Below are 25,520 nucleotides of genomic sequence, written 5' to 3' on the forward strand. Positions count from 1 at the left end.
CCCTTGCGAAGACGGGGTAACTCGTGCTGAGCGGCCAGCTCACACCTCGCGGGCGGCCAGCTCATCCCTCGCGGGCCGCCAGCACCTGCTCCCGGAGGATGTCTGCGTGCCCGGCGTGCTGGGCGAGCTCGCGCAGCACGTGCAGCAGGACCCAGCGAAGGGGGAGCGGGCCGCGTCGGTTGCCGGTCACCAGGTCGTCGAGGTCGAGCTCGGCGACCGCCGCCCGGCTGGCGTCGCAGGCCGCGCGATGGGCGGCCAGGACGGAGGCGATGGTGGCGTCGGGGGTCAGGTCGAAGGAGTCGTCCGGCGTCGCGGGGATGCCGAGCTCGGCTCGGCTGCGGCCGGTGACGGCTTCCTCGAACCACACCCGCTCGACGAAGGTCGCGTGCTGGACGAGGCCGAGAAGCGACGTCCTCGACGGGACGAGCCGCATCCGGGCCTCCTCGTCCGTCAAGCCGTGGAGGCTCGCTGCCAGGGCCTCACGGTGCTCGTCGACGAACGCGTCCATCTGCGCGCGCAGCGGGGCGTGGAAGGACGGATCGGACGCGGTAGGGGCCACTCGACGAGCGTAGCGACCGGATCGTCAGTGCCGTGGATCGTGGCCATGGTCACACTCGGGCACCGGGTTTCGGGGGGTCGTCGCAGTCGCGGCATCGGGCAGCATGTCGTCATGAACCGCTTCTTCCGCGTCGTCTGGGCCGTGGCGACCTCAACACGCCGGGGCGCCGTCGCGCCGGGTGCGCCGGCGACCCTGCCCCTGCGAGTGCTGCCCAATGACATCGACTTCGCCGGCCACATGAACAACGGCGTCTACTTCTCGATGGCCGATCTCGGGCGCATCGACCTGATGATCCGCTCCGGGTGGGTCCGGGCCCTGCTGCGCCGCCGCGTATCGCCGGTCGTCATGCAGGAGACGATGACCTTCCGCACCTCGCTGGCACCGATGCAGGCCTACGAGTTGCAGAGCGTCCTCGCCGGATGGGACCGGGTCAGCGTGTACTGCGAGCAGCGCTTCGTCGTCGAGGGCCAGGTCTGCGCGCAGACGCTGGTGCGGATGCGTTTCCTGCACAAGGGCAAGGGCGTCGACACCGACCGTCTGTGGAGCCTGCTCGGGATCGACCCGCCGCCCCGGCACGTGCCGCAGTGGGCGACGGGGTGGGCAGACGGCTCCCGCCTCCCGTCGCCGCGAGCGGACGCACCTGCCGGGCCGCCGCCCTTCTGGGACTGACCGGAGCCGGGACGCGGACCGCCCCTACCGGACCGAGCGCGGCGTCCACACCCGCCCGTCCTCGGTGACCCGCGTGGTCGAAGCGCCGATGATGACGAGGCACCCCATGTCGACCACTTCGACGTCCAGCCCCCCGAGCGTCGTCACGACGACCGACTCCTCCTCGCGCCCCACGTGCCGGGCCACGACGACGACCCGCTCCGGGCCGACCGCTTCGACGAGCAGGTCCCGTGCCCGGCCGAGGGTGTCCGGCCGGGAGCGGGAGCGCGGGTTGTACAGGGCGATCGAGATGTCGTTGGTCGCCAGGGCTGTCAGCCGTGCGGCGAGGACCTCCCACGACTTGAGGTTGTCGCTGAGGTTGACCAGGGCGTGGTCGCCACCGAGGACGGCGCCGACCAGGGCGCTCGCCGCGTGGGCGGCGGTCACCCCGGGCACGACGCGTACCGGGACGTCGGCGAACTCGGCATCGTCGACGAGCGCCGCCTCCCGCGACTCGAAGAGCGCCGTCGCCATCCCGAAGACCCCTGCATCACCCCCGGAGACGAGCGCGACGTCCTCGCCACCCCGGGCGAGGTCGAGCGCGAGCCGCCCGCGGTCGAGCTCGACGGAGTTGCCGCTCGCGTGCCGGGTCAGACCCTCGCGCTGGGGCACGCGGGCCACGTAGGGGGCGTAGCCGACGACGTGGTCGACCCGGGCGAGCAGCTCCGCGGCCTGCGGGGTGAGCCAGTGGTCCGGTCCGGGGCCGAGTCCGACGACGTGGACCGTGCCCGCGGCAGCCCCGTCGAGGCTCGTTCCTCGCACCTCGGGGGCCGGAGTGACCTCCCCTTCGCCGGTGCCGGCGGTCATCCGGGCGACGTCCGCGGCGCGGCCCGCCGCGTCGTCGCGCAGTCCCTCGCCGGGGACGACGACGAGGGACATGTACGGCACGCGCCCTGCGTCGACCTCGGCCGCGGGAAGGACGACCTCGCCCGCCCCGGAGGCCCGCTCGACGTAGACCGCGCGCTCGAGCACCCCGGCCCGGCGCAGCGCCTCCCGCACGCCGGCGAAGGTGCGGCCGAGCTTCATGATGATCGCCGCGTCGGTGTCGGCGAGGCGACGGGCGAGCTCGGGGACGGCGAGCGTCCCGGGGAGCACGGTGAGGGTGTCCTCGTGCCGGCACAGCCCGGTCGCCACGGCCGCGGTGGCCGCCGACAGCGAGGTGATGCCCGGGACGACCTCGGTGGGATAACGCGGGGAGAGCCGGTCGTGGACGTACATGAAGGACCCGAAGAAGAGCGGGTCCCCGACGGCGAGGACGACGACGGTCCGCCCGGCCGACAGGTGCGCCTCGAGCCGGTCGGAGCACTCGTCGTAGAAGTCGGCCAGCGCTCCGTAGTACCCCCCCGGGTGGTCCGTGACGCCGGTCGTCACCGGATAGCGCAGCTCCTCCTCGATGACTGCCTCGGAGATGAGGTCGGCGGCGATCCCTCGCGCCATCGACTGTTTGCCGGCGCCCGCGTGGTAGGCGATGACATCGGCCTCGCCGATGAGCCGGGCGGCCTTGAGGGTGATCAGTTCGGGGTCGCCGGGGCCGATGCCCACCCCGTAGAAGCGCCCTGTGGTCATGTCCCCGCTCATGCCAGCTCGTCGGGGTTCGCCAGGGCGTTGAGCGCGGCCGCGGCCATCGCCGAGCCGCCACTGCGGCCGTGGACGACGAGCCAGGGGACCGGTCCACCACGAAGGTGATGCTCCTCGAGCGCGATCTTCGACTCCGCCGAGCCGATGAAGCCGACCGGCATGCCGACGATGGCGGCCGGTCGAGGCGCCCCGTCGTGGAGCATCTCCAGCAGGTGGAAGAGCGCCGTCGGGGCGTTGCCGATCGCCACCACCGCTCCCTCGAGCCGCTCGGCCCACAGGGACACGGCGGCAGCGGCGCGGGTCGTGGCCCACTGAGAGGCCAGGCCGGGCACGCGCTCGTCGCGGAGCGTGCACACCACCTCGTTGTCCGCGGGCAGTCGGCGCCGTGTCACCCCCGAGGCGAGCATGTTGCTGTCGGTGAGGATCGGCGCCCCGGCGGCCAGCGCCTCCCGGGCGGACCCGACGACCTCGCGGTGGGCGGCGATGTGCTCCGTGACGTCGGTGTCCCCGGCTGCGTGGATGATCCGCGTCGCGACCCCGTGCAGGTCGTCCGGTAGCGCGGTCAGGTCGCACTCCTGCCGGATCGTGGCGAACGATCGGCGGTAGATCTCCTGCCCGTCGGTGATGTAGTCGTAGCGCCGAGGCGGCTGGCGAAGGGAGGTCATGGGTCCTTCTCGTCTCGTGGGGAGCTCTGTGCGGCAACGACGTCCGCAGCGGTAGTGGGGTTGAGGGACAGTGTGTGCCCCCGGGCGGGGTGACCGCAGGCGCGTTCACATCCGATGACGTGGACGGGGGGTCCATCGACGTCGACGACGGAGGCCGCCTCCCGGGCGAGGTCGCGGGTGCGGGTCGTCGTCCGACCGCACGAGGGGGCGCCCGCGCACGCGGTGAGCACCGTCCACGGGGAGTCGGGGGAGGCGTCGTAGCCGGCCGCCTCGAGCTCGTCGACGTGCGCGGCCCCGCCCGGCACGACGATCGAACGCCACGGGGTGAGGCGCACCATGCCGGTGAGGGATGCCGCCATGTCGGGCGTCAGCAGCCCGAGCGGCACGAGTGCGACGAGGTCGTCCCCCAACGGCCCGGGCGCCGGCGGGGCATCGATCGCGCCGACGAAGGGGATCCCTGCCGGCAGCAGGTCCGCCCGGGCGTCCTCGGGCAGGTCGCGGACGTTCCACGTCCGGGCGTCGGCGCGCGCGGCGAGGAAGCGCCGCGCCACCTCGAGCGCCGTCGGCGCCGCCCTGCCCCGGGGGACCTGCACGCAGCGGCCGTCCACGACGACCCGGGCGGACCCCGCGTCGTCGACGATCCCGACGTCCCACGGCTCCGCGAGGACGGGACCTCCCGGCCGGGCCACCGCGAGCAGGAAGCGTCCCGGCAGCCCGGCGAGCGCCGGGTCGGCCAGGAGCGCCGCGTCGAGGTCGGCGACGAGGTCGTCGAGCCGGGCATCCGGGTCGGCGACGATGTTGCGTGCCGTGTCGTGGGGGCCGGAGGGGATCAGCCCGAGGTCGTCGATCGCGGCGATGAACTGGCGGGGGAGCGGGGTCGGCAGGCCGCGCACCTGCAGGCTGCCACGGGAAGTCAGCGTGAGGTTCGGGTCACCGAAACGTGTTGCGAGAGAAGCGATCTCGGCCAACGTCTGCGCCTCGAGCCGGCCGCCCGGCACCCGCAGCCGCACCATCGCACCGTCCTCGGCGACGAAGGGGGTGAGCAGTCCCGGGCAGCGGTCGGCGCCGCCGCGGGAGGGCACTGAGGTGGTCACGGCGCAGGAGCCTACGCGGCCGCTTCGTCGACGCCGATCGATCGACGTCGACGAGATGGCGTGGCCGTCGTGCCGCTCGCCCTGCTCGGGCCCCGTTCGCTGTGCCGGGGGTGAGGGGCGGCTATTCGTCGGGCTAGGGTGGCCCCGGCCGCACTGCGCGGAACCCGGTGCGATTCCGGGACGGTCCCGCCACTGTGAGCGACACCTCGCGAGTCAGACACGCCGGGGCGGCCGGCCCGCGCACCCGGCGCGGGTCCCTCCCTTCGACCGCGGGGCGCGGAACCCCGCTCAAGGAGCGCACGACGTGCCCACGATCGCCCTGCTGTCCACCTCCGACACCGACCTGCTCAGCGCACGCAGCGCCGGCGCCGCCGCACGGTCCGACGTCGACTTCACCGTCGCCAACCCGGCCCGCCTGGACCGGGGGCAGATCGTCGAGCGCGTCGCCGGCGCCGACGTCGTCGTCGTCCGCTACCTCGGCTCCCCGCAGGGGCTGTGGGAGGGCTTCGACGACCTGCGTTCCGCCGCAGCGCCGCTCGTCGTGCTCGGTGGGACCCAGGAGCCGGATGCGGCTCTGATGGAGCTCTCCACCGTCCCGCCCGGCACCGCCGCGGAGGCACACCGCTACCTCGCCGAAGGGGGACCGGCCAACCTGACGCAGCTGCACGCCTTCCTCTGCGACACCCTGCTGCTCACCGGGCAGGGCTTCGAGGCGCCGCAGGCGCTGCCCGCGTGGGGACTCCTCGAGCGCGAGGACCCTGCCCCGCGCACCGACGGCGGCGCCCGGCCCCGGGTCGGTGTGCTCATCTACCGGGCGCAGTACGCCGCCGGCAACACCGCGTACGCGCACGCCCTCGCCGACGCGATCGACGCCGCCGGCGGGCACGGCGAGGTCGTCCACGCCGCCTCGCTGCGCGACGCCCCCGACGGGCTCCTCGAGCACCTCGGCACCCTCGACGCCCTCGTCACCACCGTGCTCGCCGCCGGTGGCACCAAGCCCGCCACCGCCGGTGCGGGTGAGGACGACGAGGCGTGGGACGTCGAGCGGCTCGCCGCCCTGGACATCCCGATCCTGCAGGGACTGTGCCTGACGTGGAGCCGCGCCGACTGGGAGGAGTCCGACGACGGGATGAGCCCGCTCGACGTCGCCACCCAGGTCGCCGTCCCCGAGTTCGACGGGCGCCTGATCACGGTCGCGTTCTCGTTCAAGGAGTTCGACGACGAGGGGCTGCCGCACTACGTCGCCGACCCGGAGCGCGCCGCCCGCGTCGCGGGCATCGCCGTCAACCACGCGCGCCTGCGCTCCACCCCGGTCGAGCAGCGCCGGATCGCCGTCGTCCTCTCCGCCTACCCGACGAAGCACTCCCGCCTGGGCAATGCGGTCGGCCTCGACACCCCGGTCTCGACCATCCGGATGCTCCGGTCGATGCGGGAGGCCGGCTACGACCTCGGTGAGGGGTTCGTCGGCATGGACCCGCTCCCGTCGGTCGAGGGCGAGAACCCCGACACGACGTGTGGCAATGCCCTGGTCCACGAGCTCATCGCCGCCGGCGGGCAGGACGAGGAGTGGCTCACCCAGGAGCAGGTCGAGGACGCCCAGGTGCGCATCCCGGCCGAGCACTACCGGCAGTGGTTCGAGCGCTTCCCGGCCGAGCTGCGCGAGGCGATGACCGAGCACTGGGGCGAGGCGCCGGGCGAGGTCTTCGTCGACACCACCCGCGACGCCCGGGGGGAGATCGTCACCGCCGCTCTCGTGCGCGGCAACGTCGCCCTGCTCGTGCAGCCGCCGCGCGGCTTCGGGGAGAACCCGATCGCGATCTACCACGACCCCGACCTGCCACCGACGCACCACTACCTCGCGACCTACCGGTGGATCGAGGAGGACTTCGGTGCCCACGCGATCGTCCACGTCGGCAAGCACGGCAACCTCGAGTGGCTCTCCGGCAAGAACCTCGCGATGTCCGCCGCGTGCGGCACCGACGCCGCGCTGGGCACCGTGCCGCTGATCTACCCCTTCCTCGTCAACGACCCCGGTGAGGGCACCCAGGCCAAGCGCCGCGCCCACGCGACGATCGTCGACCACCTCGTCCCGCCGATGGCCCGCGCCGAGTCCTACGGCGACATCGCGCGGCTGGAGCAGCTGCTCGACGAGTACGGCAACGTCTCGGTCATGGACCCGGCGAAGGCCCCGGCGCTGCGCGGCGAGATCTGGCAGCTGATCCACGCCGCCCAGATGCACGTCGACCTCGGGCTGACGGACGTGGACCTCGACGACGCGGAGGGCTTCGACGAGCTCGTCATGCACGTCGACGGCTGGCTCTGCGAGATCAAGGACGTCCAGATCCGCGACGGGCTGCACGTCCTCGGGCAGGCGCCGCAGGGGGAGGAGCTGGTCAACCTCGTCCTGGCGGTCCTGCGCGCCGCGCAGGTCTTCTCCGGCCAGGTCGGGTCCGTGTCCGGACTGCGAGCCGCCCTCGGCCTCGCCGATGACGCCTCCTCCACCGAGACCGACGCGGTCGAAGGCAGGGCCCGTCACCTCGTCGAGGCCCTTGCCGCGGCCGACTGGTCCGCGGCGGCGGCGAGCAGCATCGTCGCGCACGCCGAACCGGGGCTCGGCGAGGCCACCGCGGCCGAGGTGACGCACGTCCTCGAGTTCGCCGCGACCCAGGTCGTGCCGCGCCTGGCCGCGACCGAGCGGGAGCTGCCGATGGTGCTGCACGCGCTCGACGGCGGGTACGTCCCCGCGGGGCCGAGCGGGTCCCCCCTTCGCGGTCTGATCAACGTGCTGCCCACCGGGCGCAACTTCTACTCCGTCGACCCCAAGGCGATCCCGTCCCGGCTGGCCTACCAGACCGGTACCGCGATGGCCGACTCACTGCTGCAGCGCTACCGCGAGGAGACCGGTGGGCTGCCCACGTCGGTGGGCCTGTCGATGTGGGGCACCTCGGCGATGCGCACCTCCGGCGACGACATCGGCGAGGTGCTCGCGCTGCTCGGCGTCACCCCGGTGTGGGACGAGCAGTCCCGCCGGGTCACCGGGCTCGAGCCGATCCCGCTGGCCGAGCTCGGGCGGCCGCGCGTGGACGTCACCGTGCGCATCTCCGGGTTCTTCCGCGATGCCTTCCCGCACGTCATCGCGCTCATCGACGACGCCGTCCAGCTGGTCGCCGGGCTGCAGGAGTCCGCCGAGGACAACCACGTGCGCGCCCACGCCGCCGACGACCTGGCCGAGCACGGCGACGAGCGACGTTCGCGCACAAGGATCTTCGGCTCCAAGCCGGGCAGCTACGGCGCCGGCATCCTGCAGGTCGTCGAGTCCGGCACCTGGCGCAGCGACGCGGACCTCGCACAGGTCTACACGCAGTGGGGTGGCTACGCCTACGGGCGCGATCTCGACGGCAAGCCCGCCGCCGAGGACATGGAGCGCACCTACCGGCGCATCCAGGTCGCGGCCAAGAACGTCGACAACCGCGAGTCCGACATCCTCGACTCCGACGACTACTTCCAGTACCACGGCGGCATGGTCGCGACCGTCCGCGCGCTGACCGGGGCGGAGCCGAAGGCCTACGTCGGGGACTCCACCTCCCCGGACGCCGTGCGCACCCGCACCCTGCAGGAGGAGACCAACCGCGTCTTCCGCTCCCGCGTGGTCAACCCGCGGTGGATCTCGGCGATGCAGCGCCACGGCTACAAGGGGGCCTTCGAGCTCGCCGCGACGGTGGACTACCTCTTCGGCTTCGACGCCACCGCCGGGGTGGTCCACGACTGGATGTACGACCGGATCGCCCAGGACTACGTCCTGGACGAGGCCAACCAGCAGTTCATGCGCCGGGCCAACCCGTGGGCGCTGCGTGGCATCGTCGAGAAGCTGACCGAGGCCGCCGACCGGGGCCTGTGGGAGGAGCCTGATCCTGAGGTGGTGCGGCAGATGCAGCAGGTGTACCTCGACATCGAGGGCGACCTGGAGGAGGACGAGTGACCACCGAGGGCGATCGCGGTTACGCCAGGCCGGTCCCCAGGATCGGCGACACCAGCAGCGCGGCGCAGCGACGCTCCGACCCGTCCGGGTGGGCGATGGGCGCGGCGGTCACCGATGCACTCGGCTCCGTCGTCGCCGGGCGACGGGACATCCGCCGCTATCGTCCGGACCCGGTACCCGAGGAGCTGCTGACGACCGTGCTCGACGCGGGGCACCGCGCACCGAGCGTCGGCCACTCACAGCCCTGGCGCTTCATCGTCGTCAGCGACCGCACGACCCGCGACCGGGCCGCGCACATGGCCGACCGCGCCCGGCTGGAGCAGGCCGAGCACCTGACCTCGGAGCGGGCCGCGCGGATGCTCGACCTGAAGCTCGAGGGACTGCGCGAGGCGCCCGTCGGCGTCGTCGTCGCCTGCGACCGCCGGACCCCGGCGACCGGTGTGCTCGGACGGGCGACCTTCCCGGATGCGGACCTGTGGTCCTGCGCCACCGCGATCGAGAACATGTGGCTCACGGCCCGTGCGCACGGACTGGGGATGGGGTGGGTCACCCTCTTCGACCCGGACGAGCTGGCCGACCTGCTCGGTCTGCCCGAGGGCGTGGTCACCCTCGGCTGGCTGTGCCTGGGCTGGCCCGACGAGCGTCCCCCGTCGCCGGGGCTGGAGCGGGCCGCGTGGTCGAGGAGGACCCCGCTCGAGGACGTGGTCATCCGGGACCGGTGGCCCGGGGACGAGGCCGCGCCGCAGCAGCCCGTGTCGCACCAGCGCCCGGAGGTCCACGGCCCGGAGGGCGACCGGTTGGTCTCCGCGACCGACGCCGCCGACGAGCTGCTCTCCCCCCCGGAGTCACTCGGCGTGCTCGACCGGGCACTCAACCGGGTGCTCGCCGTCGGAGCCCAGGACGTCACGGCCGGGACTCTGGTGCTGGCCGGTGCCGACCACCCGGTGACGGACCTCGGGGTCAGCGCCTTCCCGCCATCGAGCACGCGAGACGTCCTCGATGCCACCGTCACCGGCACCTCGATCGGTGCCGCCACAGCCCGGGGGGCGGGCCTTGCCGTGCTCCCCGTCGATGCAGGTGTCGACGGGGAGCCGGTGGGCGGAGCGCGCTCTGCCCGCACCCGGGGGGAGCGGGGCGATCTCGCCTCGACCGACGCGATGAGCCGGGCCGCCGTCGAGGCGCTGGTCGCCTCCGGTCGGGAGATCGGCACCGAGGCGGCGGCCTCCGGTCTCGTCTGCCTCGGTGAGGTCGGCGTCGGCAACACCACGGTCGCCGCTGCCCTGGCCTGCGCCCTGCTCGACCTCGAGCCGCAGGACGCCGTCGGCCTCGGCTCCGGGTCGGATGCGGACATGGTCGCGACCAAGCGCGAGGTCGTTGCATGCGCCCTCGCCCGGACGAAGGGGGAGCAGGACCCCCTTCGCCTCCTCGGCCTGGTCGGTGGCCCGGAGATCGCGCTGCTGACGGGTGTGACGCTCGGGGCGGCGGCTGCGGGCGCCCCGGTCGTGCTCGACGGGCTGGCCGCGTCGCTGCCGGGGGTCATCGCCGCGCGACTGGAGCCGGGGGTGCAGGCCTACCTGCTCGCCGGACAGGTCAGCCGCGAGCGGGCGCACGCGCTCGTGCTGCGCGAGCTCGGCCTGGAGCCCCTGCTCGACCTGCGCCTGCGTGCCGGGGAGGGCGTCGGCGCGTGCCTCGCGGCCTCGATGGTCCTGCAGGGCCTCGCCGTCCGCCGCGTGGCCGCCCGCACCCGCTGACGAAGGCTACGCTCGCCGGATGGCGGTTCTCTTCCTGCACGGAGCCGGCGGATCCGTCGAGGACCAGACGATGGTCCGGGCCCTGCGCGCCGGGATCGACGACGACGTCCTGGCGCCGGACCTCGACGAGGGCGAGACGACACACGAGGCATGGTCGGGGCGGATCGACGAGCACCTGCGCCCCGACGTCGACGTCGTGGTCGGCCACTCGTTCGGCGGCTCGACGATCCTGCGGATGCTCACCGAGCGCGACCTGGGGATCCGCAGGCTGATCCTCCTCGCCGCCCCCAACTGGGGTCCGGACGGCTGGCAGGTGCCCGAGTTCGCGCTGCCCGACGGCGCGGACGCAGCGCTCCCGTCCGGGCTCGAGGTGGAGCTGCACCATTGCCTCGACGACGAGGTCGTGCCCTTCGGGCACGTGTACCAGCTGGCCGCCCGGCTGCCCCGGGCGCTGGTCGTGTATCGCCGACAGGGTGGTCACCAGTTCGTGGCCCCGGCGATGGATGCGGTCGTGCGACGTCTCCTGGGACCGCGCGCGGTCGATGACACCGGACCCTTCTTCCACGGCACCCGGGCTCCACTGAGGACCGGAGACCTGCTGCGGCCGGGCCGCGACTCCAACTACGGCGCGCGTCGCCGGGCCAACTTCATCTACCTCACCGCCACCCTCGACGCCGCCGTCTGGGGTGCGCAACTAGCCACCGGTCAGGGCCCGGCACGCGTCTACCAGGTGCGTCCGACCGGTGTGCTCGAGGACGACCCCAACCTCACCGACCAGATGTTCGCCGGCAACCCCACGCGCTCCTACCGCACGGTCGAGCCACTGCGCGTGCTGCACGAGGTCACCGACTGGGAGCCCCACCCGCCCGAGGCGGTGCAGCAGATGCGCGACGGCCTGGCCGACCTCGCCGCTCGCGGGATCGAGGCGATCAACGACTGACTCGGGCTCGATCGGCCGCCGGGGTGAGGGCGTAGACGTCCATCACCCAGCCGTGCTCCCGGCGCAGTCGGGCCCGCAGGTCGACGATCTCGTCGATGACCTCCGCCAGACGTCCGGACCGCAGTTCCTGCTGGGGCAGGCCGACGTAGGCGCCCCAGTGGATGAGCGCGTCCGGGTGCGTCGCCGCCAGCTCCCGGCAGTGCAGATGGCCGTCGAGCATGACGACGAGAGTGCCGAGCGTGAGCCCGGCCGCCTCGGCGCGCGTCCACTCGTCGACGAGCCGGCGCCCGGTCGTGACGTGGACCGGTTCGCCGACGCGGTGCAGCACGATCCCGTGCGCGGCGGCGAGGGTCTGGAAGGCAGAGATCCCCGGGATGACCCGCACGGCGGTGTCGATCCGCTCGCCGATCGCGTCGACGATGCGGATCGTGCTGTCGTAGAAGGCCGGGTCGCCCCACACGAGGAACCCCACGACCGCGTCCACGGGCAGCCCATCGACGATCCGAACGTAGGCGTCCGTGCGTGCGGCGTGCCAGTCGCGCACCCCCTGCGCGTACTGCGCGTCGTCGCGATCGGCGTCCGGGCCGCGCCTCGGGTCGGGCACCGTGATGAACTCGTACGGGTGATCGGCCGGGATGAACCGGTCACAGATCGCGCGCCGCACCGCCACCAGCTCGTCCTTCGCTCCGCCCTTGTCGGCGACGAGGAAGACGTCCACCTCGGCCAGGGCTGCCGCAGCCTCGGCGGTCACGTGCCCGGGTGATCCGGCACCGATCCCGATCACGTGGACACGGCGGGGGCTCACCGGTTCTCCTCGATCAGGGTCAGCAGGGCGTCGACGTCGACATGGGCCTCGAGGGCATCGGCGAGGCTGTCGATCATCCGCTCCCGGCGTGAGACGAAGGGGGTCCCCCCGGTCGGCGCGCGCCAGCCCGAGCCGGTCGTGGTCGCCACGTCGGCCAGGAGGGCGTGCCGGAAGTCGTCGCACTCCAACGTCCCGTGCCAGATCGACCCCCGGACCGGCCCGACTGCGTGCCCCCCGGGGAAGTCCTCACCGTCACCGGGTGAGACGACGCCGTGGTGGATCTCGTAGCCCTCCACCGTGGTCCCGCGCCACGTCCCGCAGGGCCGGGCGAGGATCTTCTCCTCGGCGAAGTCGACCCGCCCGGGAAGCAGCCCGAGACCCGGGACCGCCACGGCCGGGTCGGCCGGACTCCCGTCGCCCTCCACGCCGTCGAGGATCTCGTCGGTGAGCATCTGGTAGCCGCCGCAGATCCCCAGGACCGGCGCTCCGCGCCGCGCCCGCTCGACCACCACGTCGGCCAGGCCGGTGCGTCGTAGCCAGGCCAGGTCGGAGACCGTCGCCCGTGACCCCGGCAGCACGAGCAGGTCCGCCTCGCGGGCGGTGTCGACGTCGCGGGTCACGAGCACGTCCACGCCCGGCTCGGCCGCGAGGGCATCGACGTCGGTGGCGTTGGAGGTGCGGGGCAGCCGGACCACCGCAACCGTGAGTCGACGGTCCGCGGCGACGCCGTCCTCGTCGTGCTCCCAGGCCGCCACGGAGAGTCCGTCCTCGGAGTCGAGCCACACGTCCTCGAGCCAGGGCAGCACCCCGAGCGAGGGCATCCCCGTGCGCCGGGTGACCTCCGCCAGCCCCGGCGCGAGCACCGAGGCGTCCCCGCGGAACTTGTTGATGAGGTACGCGGCGAGCAGCGGTCGGTCCTCGTCGGACACCAGCGCCCAGGTCCCGTACAGCGCGGCCAGCACCCCGCCGCGGTCGATGTCCCCGACGAGCACCGTCGGCAGGGAGAATCGCTGCGCCAGACCGAGGTTGACGTAGTCACCAGCGCGCAGGTTGATCTCGGCGGGCGAGCCGGCGCCCTCGCAGACGATGATGTCGTGGCCTCCCGAGAGCTCTTCGTAGGCCGCGAAGGCCGCCTGCGCCAGGTGCCCTCGCCCGGTCGCGTACTCACCGGCCACGAGCTCACCCGCGGGCCGTCCTCGCACGACCACGTGCGCCCGGCGGTCGCTTCCCGGCTTGAGCAGCACCGGGTTCATCGCCGAGGTGGCCTCGACCCCCGCCGCCTGTGCCTGCAGGTACTGCGCGCGGCCGATCTCGGTCCCGTCGCGGCAGACCATCGAGTGGTTGGACATGTTCTGGGCCTTGTACGGCGCGACCGATGTCCCACGTCGGGCGAGGACGCGACACAGGCCGGTCACGACGAGGGACTTCCCCGCATCGGAGGATGTCCCGGTGATCAGCAGTCCACTCACGAACCGTCACTCTACGAGGGCGGGCTAGCGTGGGCTCCGTGACCTCGACCCACGTGCACCTGATCCGTCATGGGGAGTCCACCTGGAACCGTGACGGGATCATCCAGGGTGCCCACCGAGGGGTGACGCAGCCCGTCCTCACCGAGTCCGGTCGGGCCGATGCCGCCCGTGCGGGCCTGACCCTGGCGGCCCTGCTCGGGGTGCCCGGCGGGTACCGCGATCTCTCCCTGTGGAGCAGCGACCTCGTGCGGGCGCTGCAGACCGCCGAGATCATCTCCGTGGCCCTGCGCCCGGGTGGCTGGAGCGCCTCCGTGCGCAACGAGGCCGGTCTGCGGGAGCAGTCCCTCGGTGACCTGGAGGGGGAGCGGGCCGACTCCCTCCCGGCCCAGGAGGTCCCCGACGGGCAGCACATCAGCGAGGTCCGCTGGGGAGGTGGCGAGTCGATGCGCGATGTCCACGACCGGGTCGGGGAGTGGTTCGCGCCCGCTCTGATCGAGCAGCCCGAGCACCTCGTCGTGATCAGCCACGAGCACACGATCCGTGCCTCGCTCGCCTGGTTGCGGCAACGCTCGCACCGCGAGATCGACTGGGACGAGCCGATCACGCCCGGCTCGATCACGACCTTCGACGTGGGGCGCTGAGCCTCACAGGTCGCGGGCCAGTACCTGCTGCAGCCCCTCGGCGTCGGTGACCGGGCGCTCGCAGACGAATCCGCGGCAGACGTAGGCCGCAGCCTGCCCGTCCACGAGTGGGCGGTCCGCCAGCAGCGGCTCACCGGGGGTGTCCGGTCGGCCGGTGACGATGACCAGCCCGGGAGCGGGGGATGCCTCCGCCACGGCGCGAAGGGGGGCGATCCCCCCTTCGTCCTCGCCGACGATCGCGACCTGCCGGGGCCCGTCGAGCATCGCCTCGGCCTGGGCCAGCGCCCAGCCCGCGAAACGGGGGTCGTGGGTGATGATCCGCGACTGCGCCGCGACGCCCTCCTCCGCGAGGGAGCGGTGAGCCGTTTTGCCCGTGATGGCCGAGTGGGTCAGGAGCGCGCCGGCGATCGCGGAGACACCCGAGGGCTCCGCGTTGTCGGTACGGCCGCGCGGACGGGTGATCAGGGCCTCGCCGTCGATCGGGGTGTCGTGCCAGCCGTCGGCGTCGTGGAAGAGGTGGACGGCCAGGTCGAGGACCTGCGCGGCGTGGTCGAGCCACTCGGTCGCGCCGGTCGCGCGGTGCAGGGCCAGCAGACCCTCCGCGAGGTTGCCGTGGTCGTCGAGGACCGCTGGGGCGGCGCCGACCCGACCGGCGAGCGACGTGCGGCGCAGGCGGCCCTCGACGAGGTGCCCGTCGAGGACGAGCCGCCCCGCGGTTGCCGCCGCGTCGACGAGCTCGGGTCGCTTCAGGGTGACGCCGGTGTCGGCCAGGGCGGCGATGGCCAATCCGTTCCAGCTGGTGACGACCTTGCCGTCGAGGGCCGGCTGGGGGCGCTCGGTACGGGCGTCGAGCAGCCGAGCTCGCACGTCCTCCCACCACTGCGGGTCGTGGGGGTCCTGCAGCAGCTGCAGCGTCGACGCCCCGTGCTCGAATGTCCCCTCCGGGGTCACCTCGAGCAATCGCGCCGCGCGGGCGCCGTCGTCCTCGCCGAGCACCTCGACCAGCTGAGCCGGCGTCCACACGTACGTGGCCCCCTCGACGGAGTGCCCGTCGACGACCGTGTCCGCGTCGAGGGCGGAGGCGAAGCCCCCGTCGCCCGTGCGCAGGTACCGCAGCAGGAAGTCCGCAGTGCTCCCGGCCACCCGGGCCGCGAGCGGTGAGCCGGTCTGGCGGTACCAGTGGGTGTAGACGCGCAGCAGGAGCGCGTTGTCGTAGAGCATCTTCTCGAAGTGGGGCACGACCCACTCGGAGTCGACGCTGTAGCGCGCGAAGCCACCCGCGAGCTGGTCGTGGATCCCCCCGCGGGCCATCGCCTCGCCGGTGCGCTCGACCATCGCCAGGGCGTCGGCGTCCCCGGTGCGGGCGTGGTGGCGCAGCAGGTGCTCCAGCGTCATCGACGGCGGAAACTTCGGGGCGCCCCCGAAGCCGGACCGGGCGTCGTCGAAGGTCGTGCGCAGCGAGTGCACGGACAGGGCGACCTGCTCCTCGTCGACGGGGGAGCCGGGCCCGGGGTCCGCGATCCCGGCGAGCTGCCCGGCGACGCCGGAGGCGCTCGCCATCAGGCGCTCGTGGTCCTCCCGCCAGGCCGTGCCCGCGGCGTCGAGCAGCTGCAGCAGCTGCGGCTTGGGCAGGTACGTCCCGGCGAAGAAGGGCTCGCCGTCCGGCGTGATGAGCACGGTCATCGGCCAGCCACCCTGCCCGGTCATCGCCTGCGTCGCGAGCATGTAGACCGCGTCGATGTCAGGGCGCTCCTCGCGATCGACCTTGACGCTGACCCAGCCGTCGTTGAGTGCCCCGGCGACCTGCTCGTCCTCGAAGCACTCGTGCGCCATGACGTGGCACCAGTGGCACGCGGCGTAGCCCACCGACAGGAAGATCGGCACGTCCCGCTGGCGCGCCTGCGCGAAGGCCTCGTCGCCCCACTCGAACCAGTCGACCGGGTTGTCGGCGTGCTGGCGCAGGTAGGGCGAGAGGCTGTTGGCGAGTCGGTTGGCCATGCCTCCACCGTCTCACCCCGGTGGTGTCCGTACCCGAGGCCGTTCGCGGCGGGGTCGGGGTGTGCGCCGACCCGTGCCGCTGCGGATTACGCCCGGGGCCGCGCCACGTACCAGCGCCACCCTGCGGTCACGATCACGGCGCCGACGATCGAGCCGATGAGTCCGCTGGGCCGCAACGCCAAGCCGTCTCCGGCCAACACGCTGCTCAACAGGCCGCCGACGAACGAGCCGAGGAGCCCGCTGACGATCGCCAGGGTCCAATCCACGGCGTTGTGCTCACGTCCGAGGAGCAGTTGTGCCCCGGCGCCGACGAGCATGCCGAAGAGAATGAGGCCGATGAGAAGCATGGCTGGATCCTAGACCTCGGATCGGATCGTCGGTGACGCCACGCCGGTGGGCGGTGACGCCACGCCGGTGGGCAGTCAGCTGCCGAGGGCCTTGACGAGCGAGATCGCCAGCGAGACCCGGTCCTGGTCACCGTCCTCGACCGCACGGACCGCGTTGACCACCTCGCGCAGAGCGCACACCGGACGGACCACCTCCTCGTCGAACCCGGCGACGGCGCACGCGATGTCCACGCGCCGGCGGACCGACCAGCGCAGCGAGGCACCGGTGCCCATCTCCTCCGCGCGGTTCCACAGCAGCGGCGCGACCTCCCACGCGGGGTGGCCGTTCACCGGCTTGGGGTCGATCGCGACCCAGTCGGTGCCGTCGGACAGGACGTTGGCGTAGTGCAGGTCGCCGTGGAGCAGGCGTACCTGCCCACCCTCCACCGAGCGAAGGGTGGACCGCGCCTGCTCGACGACCTGCCGGGGGAGTCGTTCGGCGGCCGGGCGCGAGAGGATCTGCCAGATCCACGGCGCGAGAGACGGCACCTGGGGCAGGGGAGCCATGTGCAGGTCCGCGTACAGGCCCGCGACGACCGCAACGGCCTCCTCGTCCCACAGGTCGGTGAGGTCCTGCGTCGTCAGGAGCTCGAGCAGCAGGACGGTGCGGCGTGGGTCGGCGCCCAGCAGGCGCACCGCCGAGCGTCCGTCCCAGGCTCGCAGGGCGAGGTGCTCGCCCTCGGCCTCGGCGTGTGGCCAGCCGAGCTTGAGCGCCGCCCTCCCCTCGGGCCCGCGCACCGGGAGCACCAGCGCGCACTGGCCGGCCATCGCCGGTCCGTCGACCTCGAGGGACCACTCCTCGAGCACGTCCGCGAGCAGGTGGGGGAGCGCAGCCACCCAGTCGGCGCCGGTCGGGCCCCCCTCGGCCTCGAGACCGGCCATCCGCTCGGCGAGGGACACCGGCACCAGCGCTGCCGCGTCCGCGACCCTCACGAGTCGGTCGGGTCGGCCCCGTAGAGGACCGGGACATCGAGCGGGAAGCGGTCACGCGACAGTTGCTCCACCGTGACCATCCACTCGGTCACCTCGAGCGCCGCGACCCGGTCGTCGCCCAGGCCGAAGAAGGTGTCCCCGTAGACCGCGAGCAGGCGTTCGAAGCAGCGCCGTCCCAGGTCCCTGCCCTCCTGCGGGGTCAGCTCGTGGGGCGCGTCGTAACCCAGCGGAGGGGGCCGCACCGCCTCACCCGCTGCCGTCGTCTGGCGCACGCTCAGCTGGCGCAGGCCCTTGCCCGCGGCGAGGACCTGCTTCGAGATCCGCTCGTCGGTGGCCCTTGCGGCGATGAGGTCCAGCGCATAGATCGTCGCCAGGGTCGCCCGCCGGGCGTCGGCCGCGACCGCGCCCGCCGACCATGCCTCGGTGCCCGGCCTGCTCCACAGCTCCTCATCGGTGTGCTCAGTGATCCGGTGGGTGGCGGTGAGCCGGCCGATGAGTGGCAGCACACCCGCCCCGCAGTCGCGGATCGATCCCTCGAAGGCCGCGACGACCTCGCCGGCGGACTCCGGAGCCGTGACGCCGTCGAGCAGGTCCTGCGGGACCCGGGCGTCCAGGAGAGCCGTGCGCAGCAGGTCGGCGCGCTCGGCGGCGTACTCCTGGTCGCTCGCCTCGAGCGATCCCAGCATGGCCAGCATGGCCGACTCGCCGGGGACGGGCTCCCTCGTGGGGACGAAGGGGATGTGCGGAGCGTCGTCCTCCAGCCGTACGCCGCAGCCGCCCAGTGTCGTGACGCCGGCCGCGAGGGCACCGACGAGCACGAGGCGGCGACTGGGTGGAGATGGCACGAGGACGATCCTCGCACGAGGCACCGGCCGTCGATCATGACTAGAGTGTCGGCCGAGCACGGCAACTCCACACGGAAGGCTTCCCATGGGTCTGGACCATGACGTCCACGAGCAGGTCTCCGCCGCACTGGGTGACGACTTCGTCGTGGACTCGGTGACGGTGACACCGGCCGGCAAGCGGCGCGTCGCCCGGATCACCGTCGAGCGACCGGTCGCCGAGGTCGTCGGGGACACCCCGGTCGAGCCGCTGACCCTCGATGAGATCGCCGACGCGACCCGACTCGTCAACGACGCGCTCGACGCGAGTGACGTCATGGGTAGCCAGCCGTACACCCTCGAGGTCTCCACCCCCGGCACGGACCGTTCGCTGACCGAGCCCGTGCACTTCCGCCGCTGCGTCGGTCGCCTCGTCGAGCTGCGCCTCACCCGGGGCGAGCAGACCGGTCGGGTCCTCGCGGTCACCGCCGACGGTGTCGACCTGCGCGTCAAGGGCACGAAGAAGCAGCCGCCGCACACCGCCCAGGTTCCTTTCACGGAGATCGCCAAGGGCACCGTCCAGGTGGAGTTCTCCCCGCCCACGAGCACGTCGGTGGATGCCGGCGCCGAGATGTAAGGACTGATCCATGGACATCGACATCCACGCCCTCAAGGCGCTCGAGCGTGAGCGCGAGATCCCCTTCGACGTCCTCGTGGACGCGATCGAGGCAGCGCTGCTGGGTGCCTACCACCGCACGGAGGGCGCCTACAAGCACGCCCGCGTGGAGCTGGACCGCAAGCAGGGGCATGTCATCGTCTGGGCCCGCGAGGAGCACCTGGTCGAGGAGGAGGTTCCGGTCGAGCCTGCCGAAGGGGAGGCCCCGCCCGTCGACGAGGACGGCAACCCGTTGATGCGCACCCGTACGCGACGGGAGCAGGGGCCGGAGTTCGAGGACACCCCGGACAACTTCGGCCGCGTCGCGGCCGCGACCGCTCGCCAGGTGATCACCCAGCGCATGCGTGATGTCGAGGACGAAGCCGTCCTCGGCGACTTCCGCGGCCGTGAGGGCGACATCGTCTCCGGCGTCATCCAGCAGAGCGCCAACCCGCGCAACGTCCTCGTCGACCTCGGCACGATCGAGGGCGTCCTCCCGTCGGCCGAGCAAGTTCCCGGTGAGGTCTACAACCACGGCGACCGGATCCGCGTGTACGTCGTCGCGGTCAAGCGCGGGATGCGCGGCCCAGAGATCGGCCTGTCGCGCACCCACCCCAACCTCGTGCGCAAGCTCTTCGCCATGGAGGTCCCGGAGATCGCCGACGGCTCGGTCGAGATCGCGGCCCTGGCCCGCGAGGCCGGCCACCGCACGAAGATCGCCGTCCACTCCACGATCCCCGGCCTGAACGCCAAGGGCGCGTGCATCGGCGCGATGGGCGCCCGTGTGCGGGCCGTCATGAGTCACCTGCAGGGCGAGAAGATCGACATCGTCGACTACTCGCAGGACCCGCAGCAGTTCATCTCCGCGGCGCTCTCGCCCTCCAAGGTGCAGTCCGTCACGGTCGTCGACCCCAAGTTGCGCTCGGCGAGGGTCATCGTGCCCGACTACCAGCTGTCGCTGGCCATCGGCAAGGAGGGGCAGAACGCTCGTCTGGCAGCCAAGCTCACCGGCTGGCGCATCGACATCCGCCCGGACACGGCTCCGGAGGTCAGCGGGGGCGTCGCGGTCCCCGGCCGGTCCCCGGGGTGATCGACTGGTGACCGGCGCAAGCCGGATAGGCGTTAAGATGGGAGACGTCGTTCGGACTGGACTCCAGTGCGAGGCACCTCAGGCTGGCCCGATCAGGACCTGCATCGGGTGTCGCGGACGGGATAGCCGATCGACACTGCTGCGCATCGTCGTGGTGACGGATGATCGTGGGTCCACCACGGCGACCCCGGACCCGCGCCGACGTGTGCCGGGTCGTGGGGCGTGGCTCCACCCCGACATCGCCTGCCTGGAGCTCGCCCTCCGGCGGCGGGCCTTCTCCCGTGCGTTCCGACGTCCGGTGGCGGGGGCCGACGCCGTCCGCGACTGGCTCGAGGACGTGCCCAGCAGGAACCAGTAGTACCGACCAATCCGTACGCACAGAACCGAGAGCGGGTTTGACGCTGATGAGCACCCGATGAGTACTCAGCAATGAGCATTCACCTCAACTGACGACGGTCCGCGCCTTCTCTCAGGTACGGACCAGAGAAGGAGAAACGTGGCCAAGGTCCGTGTCCACGAGCTCGCCAAGGAGCTCGGGGTTTCCAGCAAGGCCCTCCTCACCCACCTGGGTGACATGGGGGAGTTCGTGAAGTCTGCGAGCTCGACGATCGAGGCGCCCGTCGTGCGCAAGGTGAAGGACAACCCACCTGCGCCCGACCCCAAGGTGAAGAAGGCGGCCGCCAAGCCCGCGGCCAAGCCGTCGCCCGCCAAGCCGGGACCGGCCGCGCCGGCTCCCCAGGCGCCCGCTGCCGACGCTCCCGCACCCCAGGCGCAGCCGTCGGCTCCCACCGAGCCGTCGCAGCCCGCTGCCCCGCCGGCGCCGACGCCCGGCCCGGCAGCGCCCAAGCCCGGCCCGGCCGCTCCTGAGCAGCCGGCTGCCGAGCAGCCTGCCGCCCCGGCGCAGCCGGCTGCCCCCGAGCAGCCTGCCGCCACGGCGTCCGACAAGGGCTCCCCGGCCGCCAAGCCGGGCCCCAAGCCCCCGACTCCCGGCCCGCGCCCGACGCAGGCCAAGCCGGGTGGTGGCCGTCCGGGCCCGCGCCCGGGCAACAACCCCTATGCGTCCAACCAGGGCATGGGTACCCGTCGCGAAGGGGGCGGCGGCGCCGGCCCCCGTCCCGGCAACAACCCCTTCGCCTCCAGCCAGGGCATGCCCCGCCCCGGGCAGCGTCCCGGCGGTCGTGGTGGCGCTCAGCGTCCGGCAGCAGGTGCCCCGGAAGCCCGTCCCGAGGGTGGCGGTGCCCGTCCGTCGCCCGGGATGATGCCGGCCAGCTCGGCCGTCCCGCGTCCGGGCCAGCGGCCCGGTGGTCGTGGCGGTCCCGGTGCCGGTCGTGGCCGTCCCGGTGGTGGCCCCGCCGGCCGTCCCGGTGGCGGTGGCTACCGCGGTGGCCCCGGTGGTCGTGGCGGCACGCAGGGTGCCTTCGGTCGTGGCGGCGGCAAGCGCAAGCAGCGCAAGTCGAAGCGGGCGAAGCGCGCCGAGTTCGAGAAGATGCAAGCACCCTCGGTCGGCGGTGTGGTCGTCCCCCGCGGCGACGGCACCACCCGGATCCGGGTGCGCCAGGGTGCCTCGATGAGCGACTTCGCGGAGAAGATCGACGCGAACCCCGCCTCGCTGGTCACCGTGATGTTCAACCTCGGTGAGATGGCCACGGCGACCCAGTCGCTGGACGAGGACACCTTCCAGCTGCTCGGCGCCGAGCTCGGCTACGTCATCGAGATCGTCTCGCCGGAGGAGGAGGAGCGTGCGCTCTTCGAGTCCTTCGACGTCGACCTGGACATCGGCATCGAGGACGAGGACGAGGAGGACCTGTACGCCCGCCCGCCGGTCGTCACGGTCATGGGTCACGTCGACCACGGAAAGACGCGCCTGCTGGACGCCGTCCGCAACGCCGACACCGGTGGGAGCGAGGCCGGTGGCATCACGCAGCACATCGGTGCCTACCAGATCCAGACCGAGCACGAGGAGGCCGAGCGCGCGCTGACCTTCATCGACACCCCCGGTCACGAGGCGTTCACCGCCATGCGTGCCCGCGGTGCGAAGGTCACCGACATCGCGATCCTCGTGGTGGCCGCCGACGACGGCGTCATGCCGCAGACCATCGAGGCGCTCAACCACGCCCAGGCTGCCGACGTGCCGATCGTCGTCGCGGTCAACAAGGTGGACGTCGAGGGCGCGGACCCGGCGAAGGTCCGTGGTCAGCTGACCGAGTACAACCTCGTGGCCGAGGAGTACGGCGGCGACACGATGTTCGTCGACGTCTCGGCCAAGCAGGGCCAGAACATCGATGCCCTGCTCGAGGCGGTCCTGCTCACCGCGGACGCGGCCCTGGACCTGCGGGCCAACCCCGACCGGGACGCCCGTGGCGTCGCGATCGAGGCCAACCTGGACAAGGGCCGGGGCGCCACGGCGACCGTCCTCGTCCAGTCGGGGACGCTGCACGTCGGTGACGCCATCGTCACCGGCTCGGCCCACGGTCGTGTGCGGGCGATGCTCGACGAGCACGGCAACCAGCTGAAGGAAGCGGGTCCCTCCCGTCCGGTCCAGGTGCTCGGGCTCTCGTCCGTCCCGCGGGCCGGTGACACCTTCGTCGTCGCACCCGATGACCGCACTGCGCGCCAGATCGCCGAGAAGCGTGAGGCAGCCGACCGTCAGGCCAGCCTGGCCAAGGCTCGCAAGCGGATCAGCCTCGAGGACCTCGACCAGGTCATCGCCGCCGGCAAGATCGACACCCTCAACCTCATCATCAAGGGTGATGTGTCGGGTTCGGTCGAGGCGCTGGAGGACGCCCTCCTGCAGATCGATGTCGGCGAGGAGGTCGACCTGCGGATCATCGACCGTGGCGTCGGCGCGATCACGCTGAACAACATCAACCTGGCCATGGCCTCCGACGCGATCATCCTCGGCTTCAACGTGCGGGCCGAGGGCCAGAACGCCGATGTCGCCGAGCGCGAGGGCGTGGAGATCCGCTACTACGGCGTGATCTACCAGGCCATCGAGGAGATCGAGCAGGCCCTGAAGGGCATGCTCAAGCCGGAGTACGAGGAGGTCGAGCTCGGCTCGGCGGAGGTCCGCGAGGTCTTCCGCTCCAGCAAGTTCGGCAACATCGCCGGTTCGATCGTCCGCAGCGGTCTGATCAAGCGAGGTGCCCGGGCACGCATCACCCGCGACGGTGTCGTGATCACCGAGGGCCTCGAGCTGACCGGGCTGCGTCGCTTCAAGGACGACGTCACCGAGGTCCGCGAGGGCTTCGAGTGCGGTATCAACCTCGGCAGCTTCAACGACGTCCAGGACGGTGACCTGATCACCACCTACGAGATGCGCGAGAAGCCCCGCGACTGATCCAGCGGGACCACCGACGAAGGGGGGCCGGTCAGCGAGAGCTGATCGGCCCCCCTTCGTCATGCCCCTGCCCACCACCGGGCGGGACTCGAAGGCGCCGGCACACCACCCGGGGTGCGTATGGTGTGCGCATGACGACGCCACCTCCTCCGCCGCCCGGCCAGGGCGGGACCCCGCCCCACGGCTCCTCCGGACCCGGCGATCCCGGCCCCGACTCCTCCGCCCAGCCGCCGTACGGCGCTCCCGCGGGGCCGCCCTACGGCTCGCCCACGGGAGGGTCCCCGTACGGGGCCGGCGGGCAGCCACCGATGACACCCCCGCCCGCCCCCGGTGGCGGGGGACCGGGCGACAACAACGCCAAGATCATGTCGATCTCCTCGCTCGTGGCCGGCATCCTGGGCCTGTGCCTGAGCTGGTGCATCGTGGGCATCGTGGGCGGGATCGCGGCCGTCGTCCTGGGACTGATGGGCAAGAAGGCCGCCGAGGCCGCCGGGGACGACAGCAGCCGGACGATGTCGTTGATCGGTCTCGGACTGGGTGTGCTGGGCATCCTGATCAGCCTGGTGTTCGTGGTCCTGCTCATCATCGGCGTGGCGAGTCCCAGCACGACCTACTGACGCTCCACACCGGCTGTGCGGCGGGCCGGTCCGCCCGCGCGGCTGGTGTCCCGGACCGCCCGGCTTTCGCATACCGTGGGGGAGTCCCCACCCAGCCCCTCACCGGAGGTGTGCCATGGCCGACCCGGCCCGCGCCCGCAAGATCGCCGATCGCATCAAGGAGCTCATCGCAGCCAACCTCGAGCAGGTCGTGAAGGACCCCGACCTCGGGTTCGTCACGATCACCGACGTCCGCGTCACCGGTGACCTCCAGCACGCCTCGGCCTTCTACACCGTCTTCGGGGACGAGGCCCAGCGCGAGCGGACCGCGCAGTTGCTCGAGGCCAACCGCGGCAAGCTGCGCTCCTTCGTCGGCCAGCGGTTGGGCATCCGCCTGACCCCGACGTTGGAGATCATCCCCGACGCCCTGCCGGAGAACGCCTCGCACATCGAGGACCTCCTGCGCTCGGCCAAGGAGCGCGACGAGGACCTGGCCCGCACCCGCACCGACGCCCGACCGGCGGGCGAGGCCGACCCCTACCGCACGAAGGGGGACGACGAGCGGTCCCCGTCCGCACCGGAGTGAGCGACGGACTGGTCGTCGTCGACAAGCCCGCGGGCTGGTCGAGCCACGACGTCGTCGCCCGCAGCCGCCGGCTGTACGGCACCCGCAAGGTCGGTCACGCGGGCACCCTCGACCCGATGGCCACAGGGGTCCTCGTGCTCGGCGTCGGCAGGGGCACCAAGCTGCTGACCTTCCTTGTCGGAGCGGACAAGGCGTACACCGCGACGATCCGTCTGGGGCAGGCGACGATCACCGACGACGCCGAGGGCGAGGTCACGGCCACCGGGGAGGTGGCCGACATCGACCGGTCGGCCCTCGAGACGGCAGTCTCCCGGCTGACCGGCGACATCCAGCAGGTCCCGAGCGCCGTCAGCGCGATCAAAGTCAAGGGCGAACGCTCCTACGCCCGGGTGCGGGCGGGGGAGGACGTCGACCTGCCGGCCCGTGCGGTGACGGTCTCGCGCTTCGACCTGCTCGACGTGCGCGAGGCGGACACGCAGGGTCCCGACGGGAGCCTGGCGGTCCTCGACGTCGACGTCGAGGTGGAGGTCTCCTCGGGCACCTACGTGCGCGCGCTGGCCCGCGACCTGGGCGCGGACCTGGGCAGCCACGGCCACCTGACGGCCCTGCGTCGCAGCCGCGTCGGTGGCCTGACACTCGCGCACTCCCACACCCTCGACGCACTCACCGCCCTGCGCGACGGCGGGGCCGAGCCGGTGGACCTGCCGATGACTCCGCTGGCCGAGGCCGCCCGTGCCGCTCTGGCCCACCGCGAGGTCACCGCGGAGCAGGCCCGCTCGCTCGGCTTCGGGCAGCGGATCCCCAGTGCCGTGCCGGGGCGGGAGGAGCCGGTCGCGGCGTTCGCCCCGGACGGGGCGCTCGTCGCCGTGCTCGACGAGAGCCGTCCCACGGCGCGTGCCCACGTCGTCTTCGCCCCGGCCAGTTCGTAG

The 25,520-nt window shown here is 72.7% G+C and carries 22 protein-coding genes and 1 riboswitch; of the genes, 12 read left to right on the forward strand and 10 right to left on the reverse strand.

Annotated elements, in window-relative coordinates; genetic code table 11:
- Positions 1-61 precede the first annotated feature (61 nt).
- The gene (locus V1351_RS05315; protein ID WP_338752467.1) at positions 62-508 is read right to left on the reverse strand and encodes a DinB family protein; all 447 of its coding nucleotides are present in this window, start codon (positions 506-508) and stop codon (positions 62-64) included.
- Between the two features lie 162 nt (positions 509-670).
- On the opposite strand from V1351_RS05315, the gene V1351_RS05320 reads away from it, so the two are divergent.
- Positions 671-1,228: an acyl-CoA thioesterase gene (locus V1351_RS05320; protein WP_338751430.1), complete on the forward strand. Its 558-nt coding sequence runs from the start codon at positions 671-673 to the stop codon at positions 1,226-1,228.
- 24 nt (positions 1,229-1,252) lie between these two features.
- On the opposite strand, the gene V1351_RS05325 is transcribed toward V1351_RS05320, so the two are convergent.
- The 3 genes from V1351_RS05325 to V1351_RS05335 are packed head-to-tail and all read right to left on the reverse strand — an operon-like array spanning position 1,253 to position 4,604.
- Entirely contained in the window at positions 1,253-2,845 is a 1,593-nt protein-coding gene (locus tag V1351_RS05325) for a precorrin-2 C(20)-methyltransferase (protein WP_338751432.1), read from the reverse strand.
- The gene (locus V1351_RS05330; RefSeq protein WP_338751434.1) at positions 2,842-3,510 is read right to left on the reverse strand and encodes a precorrin-8X methylmutase; all 669 of its coding nucleotides are present in this window, start codon (positions 3,508-3,510) and stop codon (positions 2,842-2,844) included. Before V1351_RS05330 ends, V1351_RS05325 begins: the two co-directional genes overlap by 4 nt.
- Positions 3,507-4,604 carry a cobalamin biosynthesis protein CobG gene (locus V1351_RS05335; RefSeq protein WP_338751436.1) on the reverse strand — a complete coding sequence of 366 codons (1,098 nt, stop codon included), beginning with the start codon at positions 4,602-4,604 and terminating at the stop codon, positions 3,507-3,509. Before V1351_RS05335 ends, V1351_RS05330 begins: the two co-directional genes overlap by 4 nt.
- Before the next feature lie 159 nt (positions 4,605-4,763).
- Positions 4,764-4,825, forward strand: a riboswitch (cobalamin riboswitch).
- An 83-nt stretch (positions 4,826-4,908) separates the two neighbouring features.
- Here V1351_RS05335 and cobN point away from each other — a divergent pair.
- From cobN to arr, 3 genes are all read left to right on the forward strand, one after another.
- A complete protein-coding gene (gene cobN / locus V1351_RS05340) occupies positions 4,909-8,583 on the forward strand; it encodes a cobaltochelatase subunit CobN (RefSeq protein ID WP_338751438.1) in 3,675 nt (1,224 codons plus the stop codon).
- Entirely contained in the window at positions 8,580-10,334 is a 1,755-nt protein-coding gene (gene bluB, locus V1351_RS05345) for a 5,6-dimethylbenzimidazole synthase (RefSeq protein WP_338751440.1), read from the forward strand. The genes cobN and bluB overlap by 4 nt, the downstream gene beginning before the upstream one ends.
- A gap of 499 nt (positions 10,335-10,833) precedes the next feature.
- Positions 10,834-11,274 (forward strand): NAD(+)--rifampin ADP-ribosyltransferase, encoded by a 441-nt coding sequence (gene arr / locus V1351_RS16290; protein ID WP_422389021.1) that lies wholly within the window; start codon positions 10,834-10,836, stop codon positions 11,272-11,274.
- On the opposite strand, the gene cobF is transcribed toward arr, so the two are convergent.
- Positions 11,264-12,079 (reverse strand): precorrin-6A synthase (deacetylating), encoded by an 816-nt coding sequence (gene cobF / locus V1351_RS05355; protein WP_338751444.1) that lies wholly within the window; start codon positions 12,077-12,079, stop codon positions 11,264-11,266. The genes arr and cobF overlap by 11 nt on opposite strands.
- Positions 12,076-13,548 (reverse strand): cobyric acid synthase, encoded by a 1,473-nt coding sequence (locus V1351_RS05360; protein ID WP_338751446.1) that lies wholly within the window; start codon positions 13,546-13,548, stop codon positions 12,076-12,078. Before V1351_RS05360 ends, cobF begins: the two co-directional genes overlap by 4 nt.
- 38 nt (positions 13,549-13,586) lie before the next feature.
- On the opposite strand from V1351_RS05360, the gene V1351_RS05365 reads away from it, so the two are divergent.
- A complete protein-coding gene (locus tag V1351_RS05365; RefSeq protein WP_338751448.1) occupies positions 13,587-14,189 on the forward strand; it encodes a histidine phosphatase family protein in 603 nt (200 codons plus the stop codon).
- 3 nt (positions 14,190-14,192) lie between these two features.
- Here the strand turns inward: V1351_RS05365 and V1351_RS05370 are convergent, their stop codons facing one another.
- The 4 genes from V1351_RS05370 to V1351_RS05385 all read right to left on the reverse strand — a co-directional run bounded on the left by V1351_RS05370 (position 14,193) and on the right by V1351_RS05385 (position 18,351).
- The gene (locus V1351_RS05370) at positions 14,193-16,187 is read right to left on the reverse strand and encodes a thioredoxin domain-containing protein (RefSeq protein WP_338751450.1); all 1,995 of its coding nucleotides are present in this window, start codon (positions 16,185-16,187) and stop codon (positions 14,193-14,195) included.
- Positions 16,188-16,273: 86 nt separating this feature from the next.
- Positions 16,274-16,534 carry a GlsB/YeaQ/YmgE family stress response membrane protein gene (locus tag V1351_RS05375; protein ID WP_338751452.1) on the reverse strand — a complete coding sequence of 87 codons (261 nt, stop codon included), beginning with the start codon at positions 16,532-16,534 and terminating at the stop codon, positions 16,274-16,276.
- A 75-nt stretch (positions 16,535-16,609) separates the two neighbouring features.
- Entirely contained in the window at positions 16,610-17,506 is an 897-nt protein-coding gene (locus V1351_RS05380) for an aminoglycoside phosphotransferase family protein (protein WP_338751454.1), read from the reverse strand.
- Positions 17,503-18,351, reverse strand: coding sequence for a hypothetical protein (locus tag V1351_RS05385; RefSeq protein WP_338751456.1), 849 nt, complete (start codon positions 18,349-18,351; stop codon positions 17,503-17,505). Before V1351_RS05385 ends, V1351_RS05380 begins: the two co-directional genes overlap by 4 nt.
- An 85-nt stretch (positions 18,352-18,436) precedes the next feature.
- Between V1351_RS05385 and rimP the strand changes: the two genes are divergently transcribed.
- The 7 genes from rimP (at position 18,437) to truB (ending at position 25,520) form a co-directional block, all read left to right on the forward strand.
- Entirely contained in the window at positions 18,437-18,964 is a 528-nt protein-coding gene (gene rimP, locus V1351_RS05390; protein WP_338751458.1) for a ribosome maturation factor RimP, read from the forward strand.
- Between the two features lie 10 nt (positions 18,965-18,974).
- On the forward strand, positions 18,975-20,072 hold the full coding sequence (gene nusA / locus V1351_RS05395) for a transcription termination factor NusA (protein ID WP_338751460.1): 1,098 nt from the start codon (positions 18,975-18,977) through the stop codon (positions 20,070-20,072).
- 37 nt (positions 20,073-20,109) lie between these two features.
- A complete protein-coding gene (locus tag V1351_RS05400; protein WP_338751462.1) occupies positions 20,110-20,430 on the forward strand; it encodes a YlxR family protein in 321 nt (106 codons plus the stop codon).
- A 138-nt stretch (positions 20,431-20,568) separates the two neighbouring features.
- On the forward strand, positions 20,569-23,409 hold the full coding sequence (gene infB, locus V1351_RS05405; RefSeq protein ID WP_338751464.1) for a translation initiation factor IF-2: 2,841 nt from the start codon (positions 20,569-20,571) through the stop codon (positions 23,407-23,409).
- Between the two features lie 131 nt (positions 23,410-23,540).
- Positions 23,541-24,026 carry a hypothetical protein gene (locus tag V1351_RS05410; RefSeq protein WP_338751466.1) on the forward strand — a complete coding sequence of 162 codons (486 nt, stop codon included), beginning with the start codon at positions 23,541-23,543 and terminating at the stop codon, positions 24,024-24,026.
- Between the two features lie 115 nt (positions 24,027-24,141).
- On the forward strand, positions 24,142-24,591 hold the full coding sequence (gene rbfA / locus V1351_RS05415) for a 30S ribosome-binding factor RbfA (protein WP_338751468.1): 450 nt from the start codon (positions 24,142-24,144) through the stop codon (positions 24,589-24,591).
- Positions 24,588-25,520 (forward strand): tRNA pseudouridine(55) synthase TruB, encoded by a 933-nt coding sequence (gene truB, locus V1351_RS05420; RefSeq protein WP_338751470.1) that lies wholly within the window; start codon positions 24,588-24,590, stop codon positions 25,518-25,520. The genes rbfA and truB overlap by 4 nt, the downstream gene beginning before the upstream one ends.

The organism is Janibacter sp. A1S7, assembly GCF_037198315.1.
In the GTDB taxonomy this organism is placed as follows: Bacteria; Actinomycetota; Actinomycetes; order Actinomycetales; family Dermatophilaceae; genus Janibacter; species Janibacter alittae.

What these genes read in the sequence shown, in the direction of transcription:
- V1351_RS05315 (WP_338752467.1), bottom strand. Translation starts at nt 508, where the DNA reads ATGGACGCGTTCGTCGACGAGCACCGTGAGGCCCTGGCAGCGAGCCTC.
- V1351_RS05320 (WP_338751430.1), top strand. Translation starts at nt 671, where the DNA reads ATGAACCGCTTCTTCCGCGTCGTCTGGGCCGTGGCGACCTCAACACGC.
- V1351_RS05325 (WP_338751432.1), bottom strand. Translation starts at nt 2,845, where the DNA reads ATGAGCGGGGACATGACCACAGGGCGCTTCTACGGGGTGGGCATCGGC.
- V1351_RS05330 (WP_338751434.1), bottom strand. Translation starts at nt 3,510, where the DNA reads ATGACCTCCCTTCGCCAGCCGCCTCGGCGCTACGACTACATCACCGAC.
- arr (WP_422389021.1), top strand. Translation starts at nt 10,834, where the DNA reads ATGGATGCGGTCGTGCGACGTCTCCTGGGACCGCGCGCGGTCGATGAC.
- V1351_RS05370 (WP_338751450.1), bottom strand. Translation starts at nt 16,187, where the DNA reads ATGGCCAACCGACTCGCCAACAGCCTCTCGCCCTACCTGCGCCAGCAC.
- V1351_RS05375 (WP_338751452.1), bottom strand. Translation starts at nt 16,534, where the DNA reads ATGCTTCTCATCGGCCTCATTCTCTTCGGCATGCTCGTCGGCGCCGGG.
- rimP (WP_338751458.1), top strand. Translation starts at nt 18,437, where the DNA reads ATGGGTCTGGACCATGACGTCCACGAGCAGGTCTCCGCCGCACTGGGT.
- nusA (WP_338751460.1), top strand. Translation starts at nt 18,975, where the DNA reads ATGGACATCGACATCCACGCCCTCAAGGCGCTCGAGCGTGAGCGCGAG.
- V1351_RS05400 (WP_338751462.1), top strand. Translation starts at nt 20,110, where the DNA reads ATGGGAGACGTCGTTCGGACTGGACTCCAGTGCGAGGCACCTCAGGCT.
- V1351_RS05410 (WP_338751466.1), top strand. Translation starts at nt 23,541, where the DNA reads ATGACGACGCCACCTCCTCCGCCGCCCGGCCAGGGCGGGACCCCGCCC.
- rbfA (WP_338751468.1), top strand. Translation starts at nt 24,142, where the DNA reads ATGGCCGACCCGGCCCGCGCCCGCAAGATCGCCGATCGCATCAAGGAG.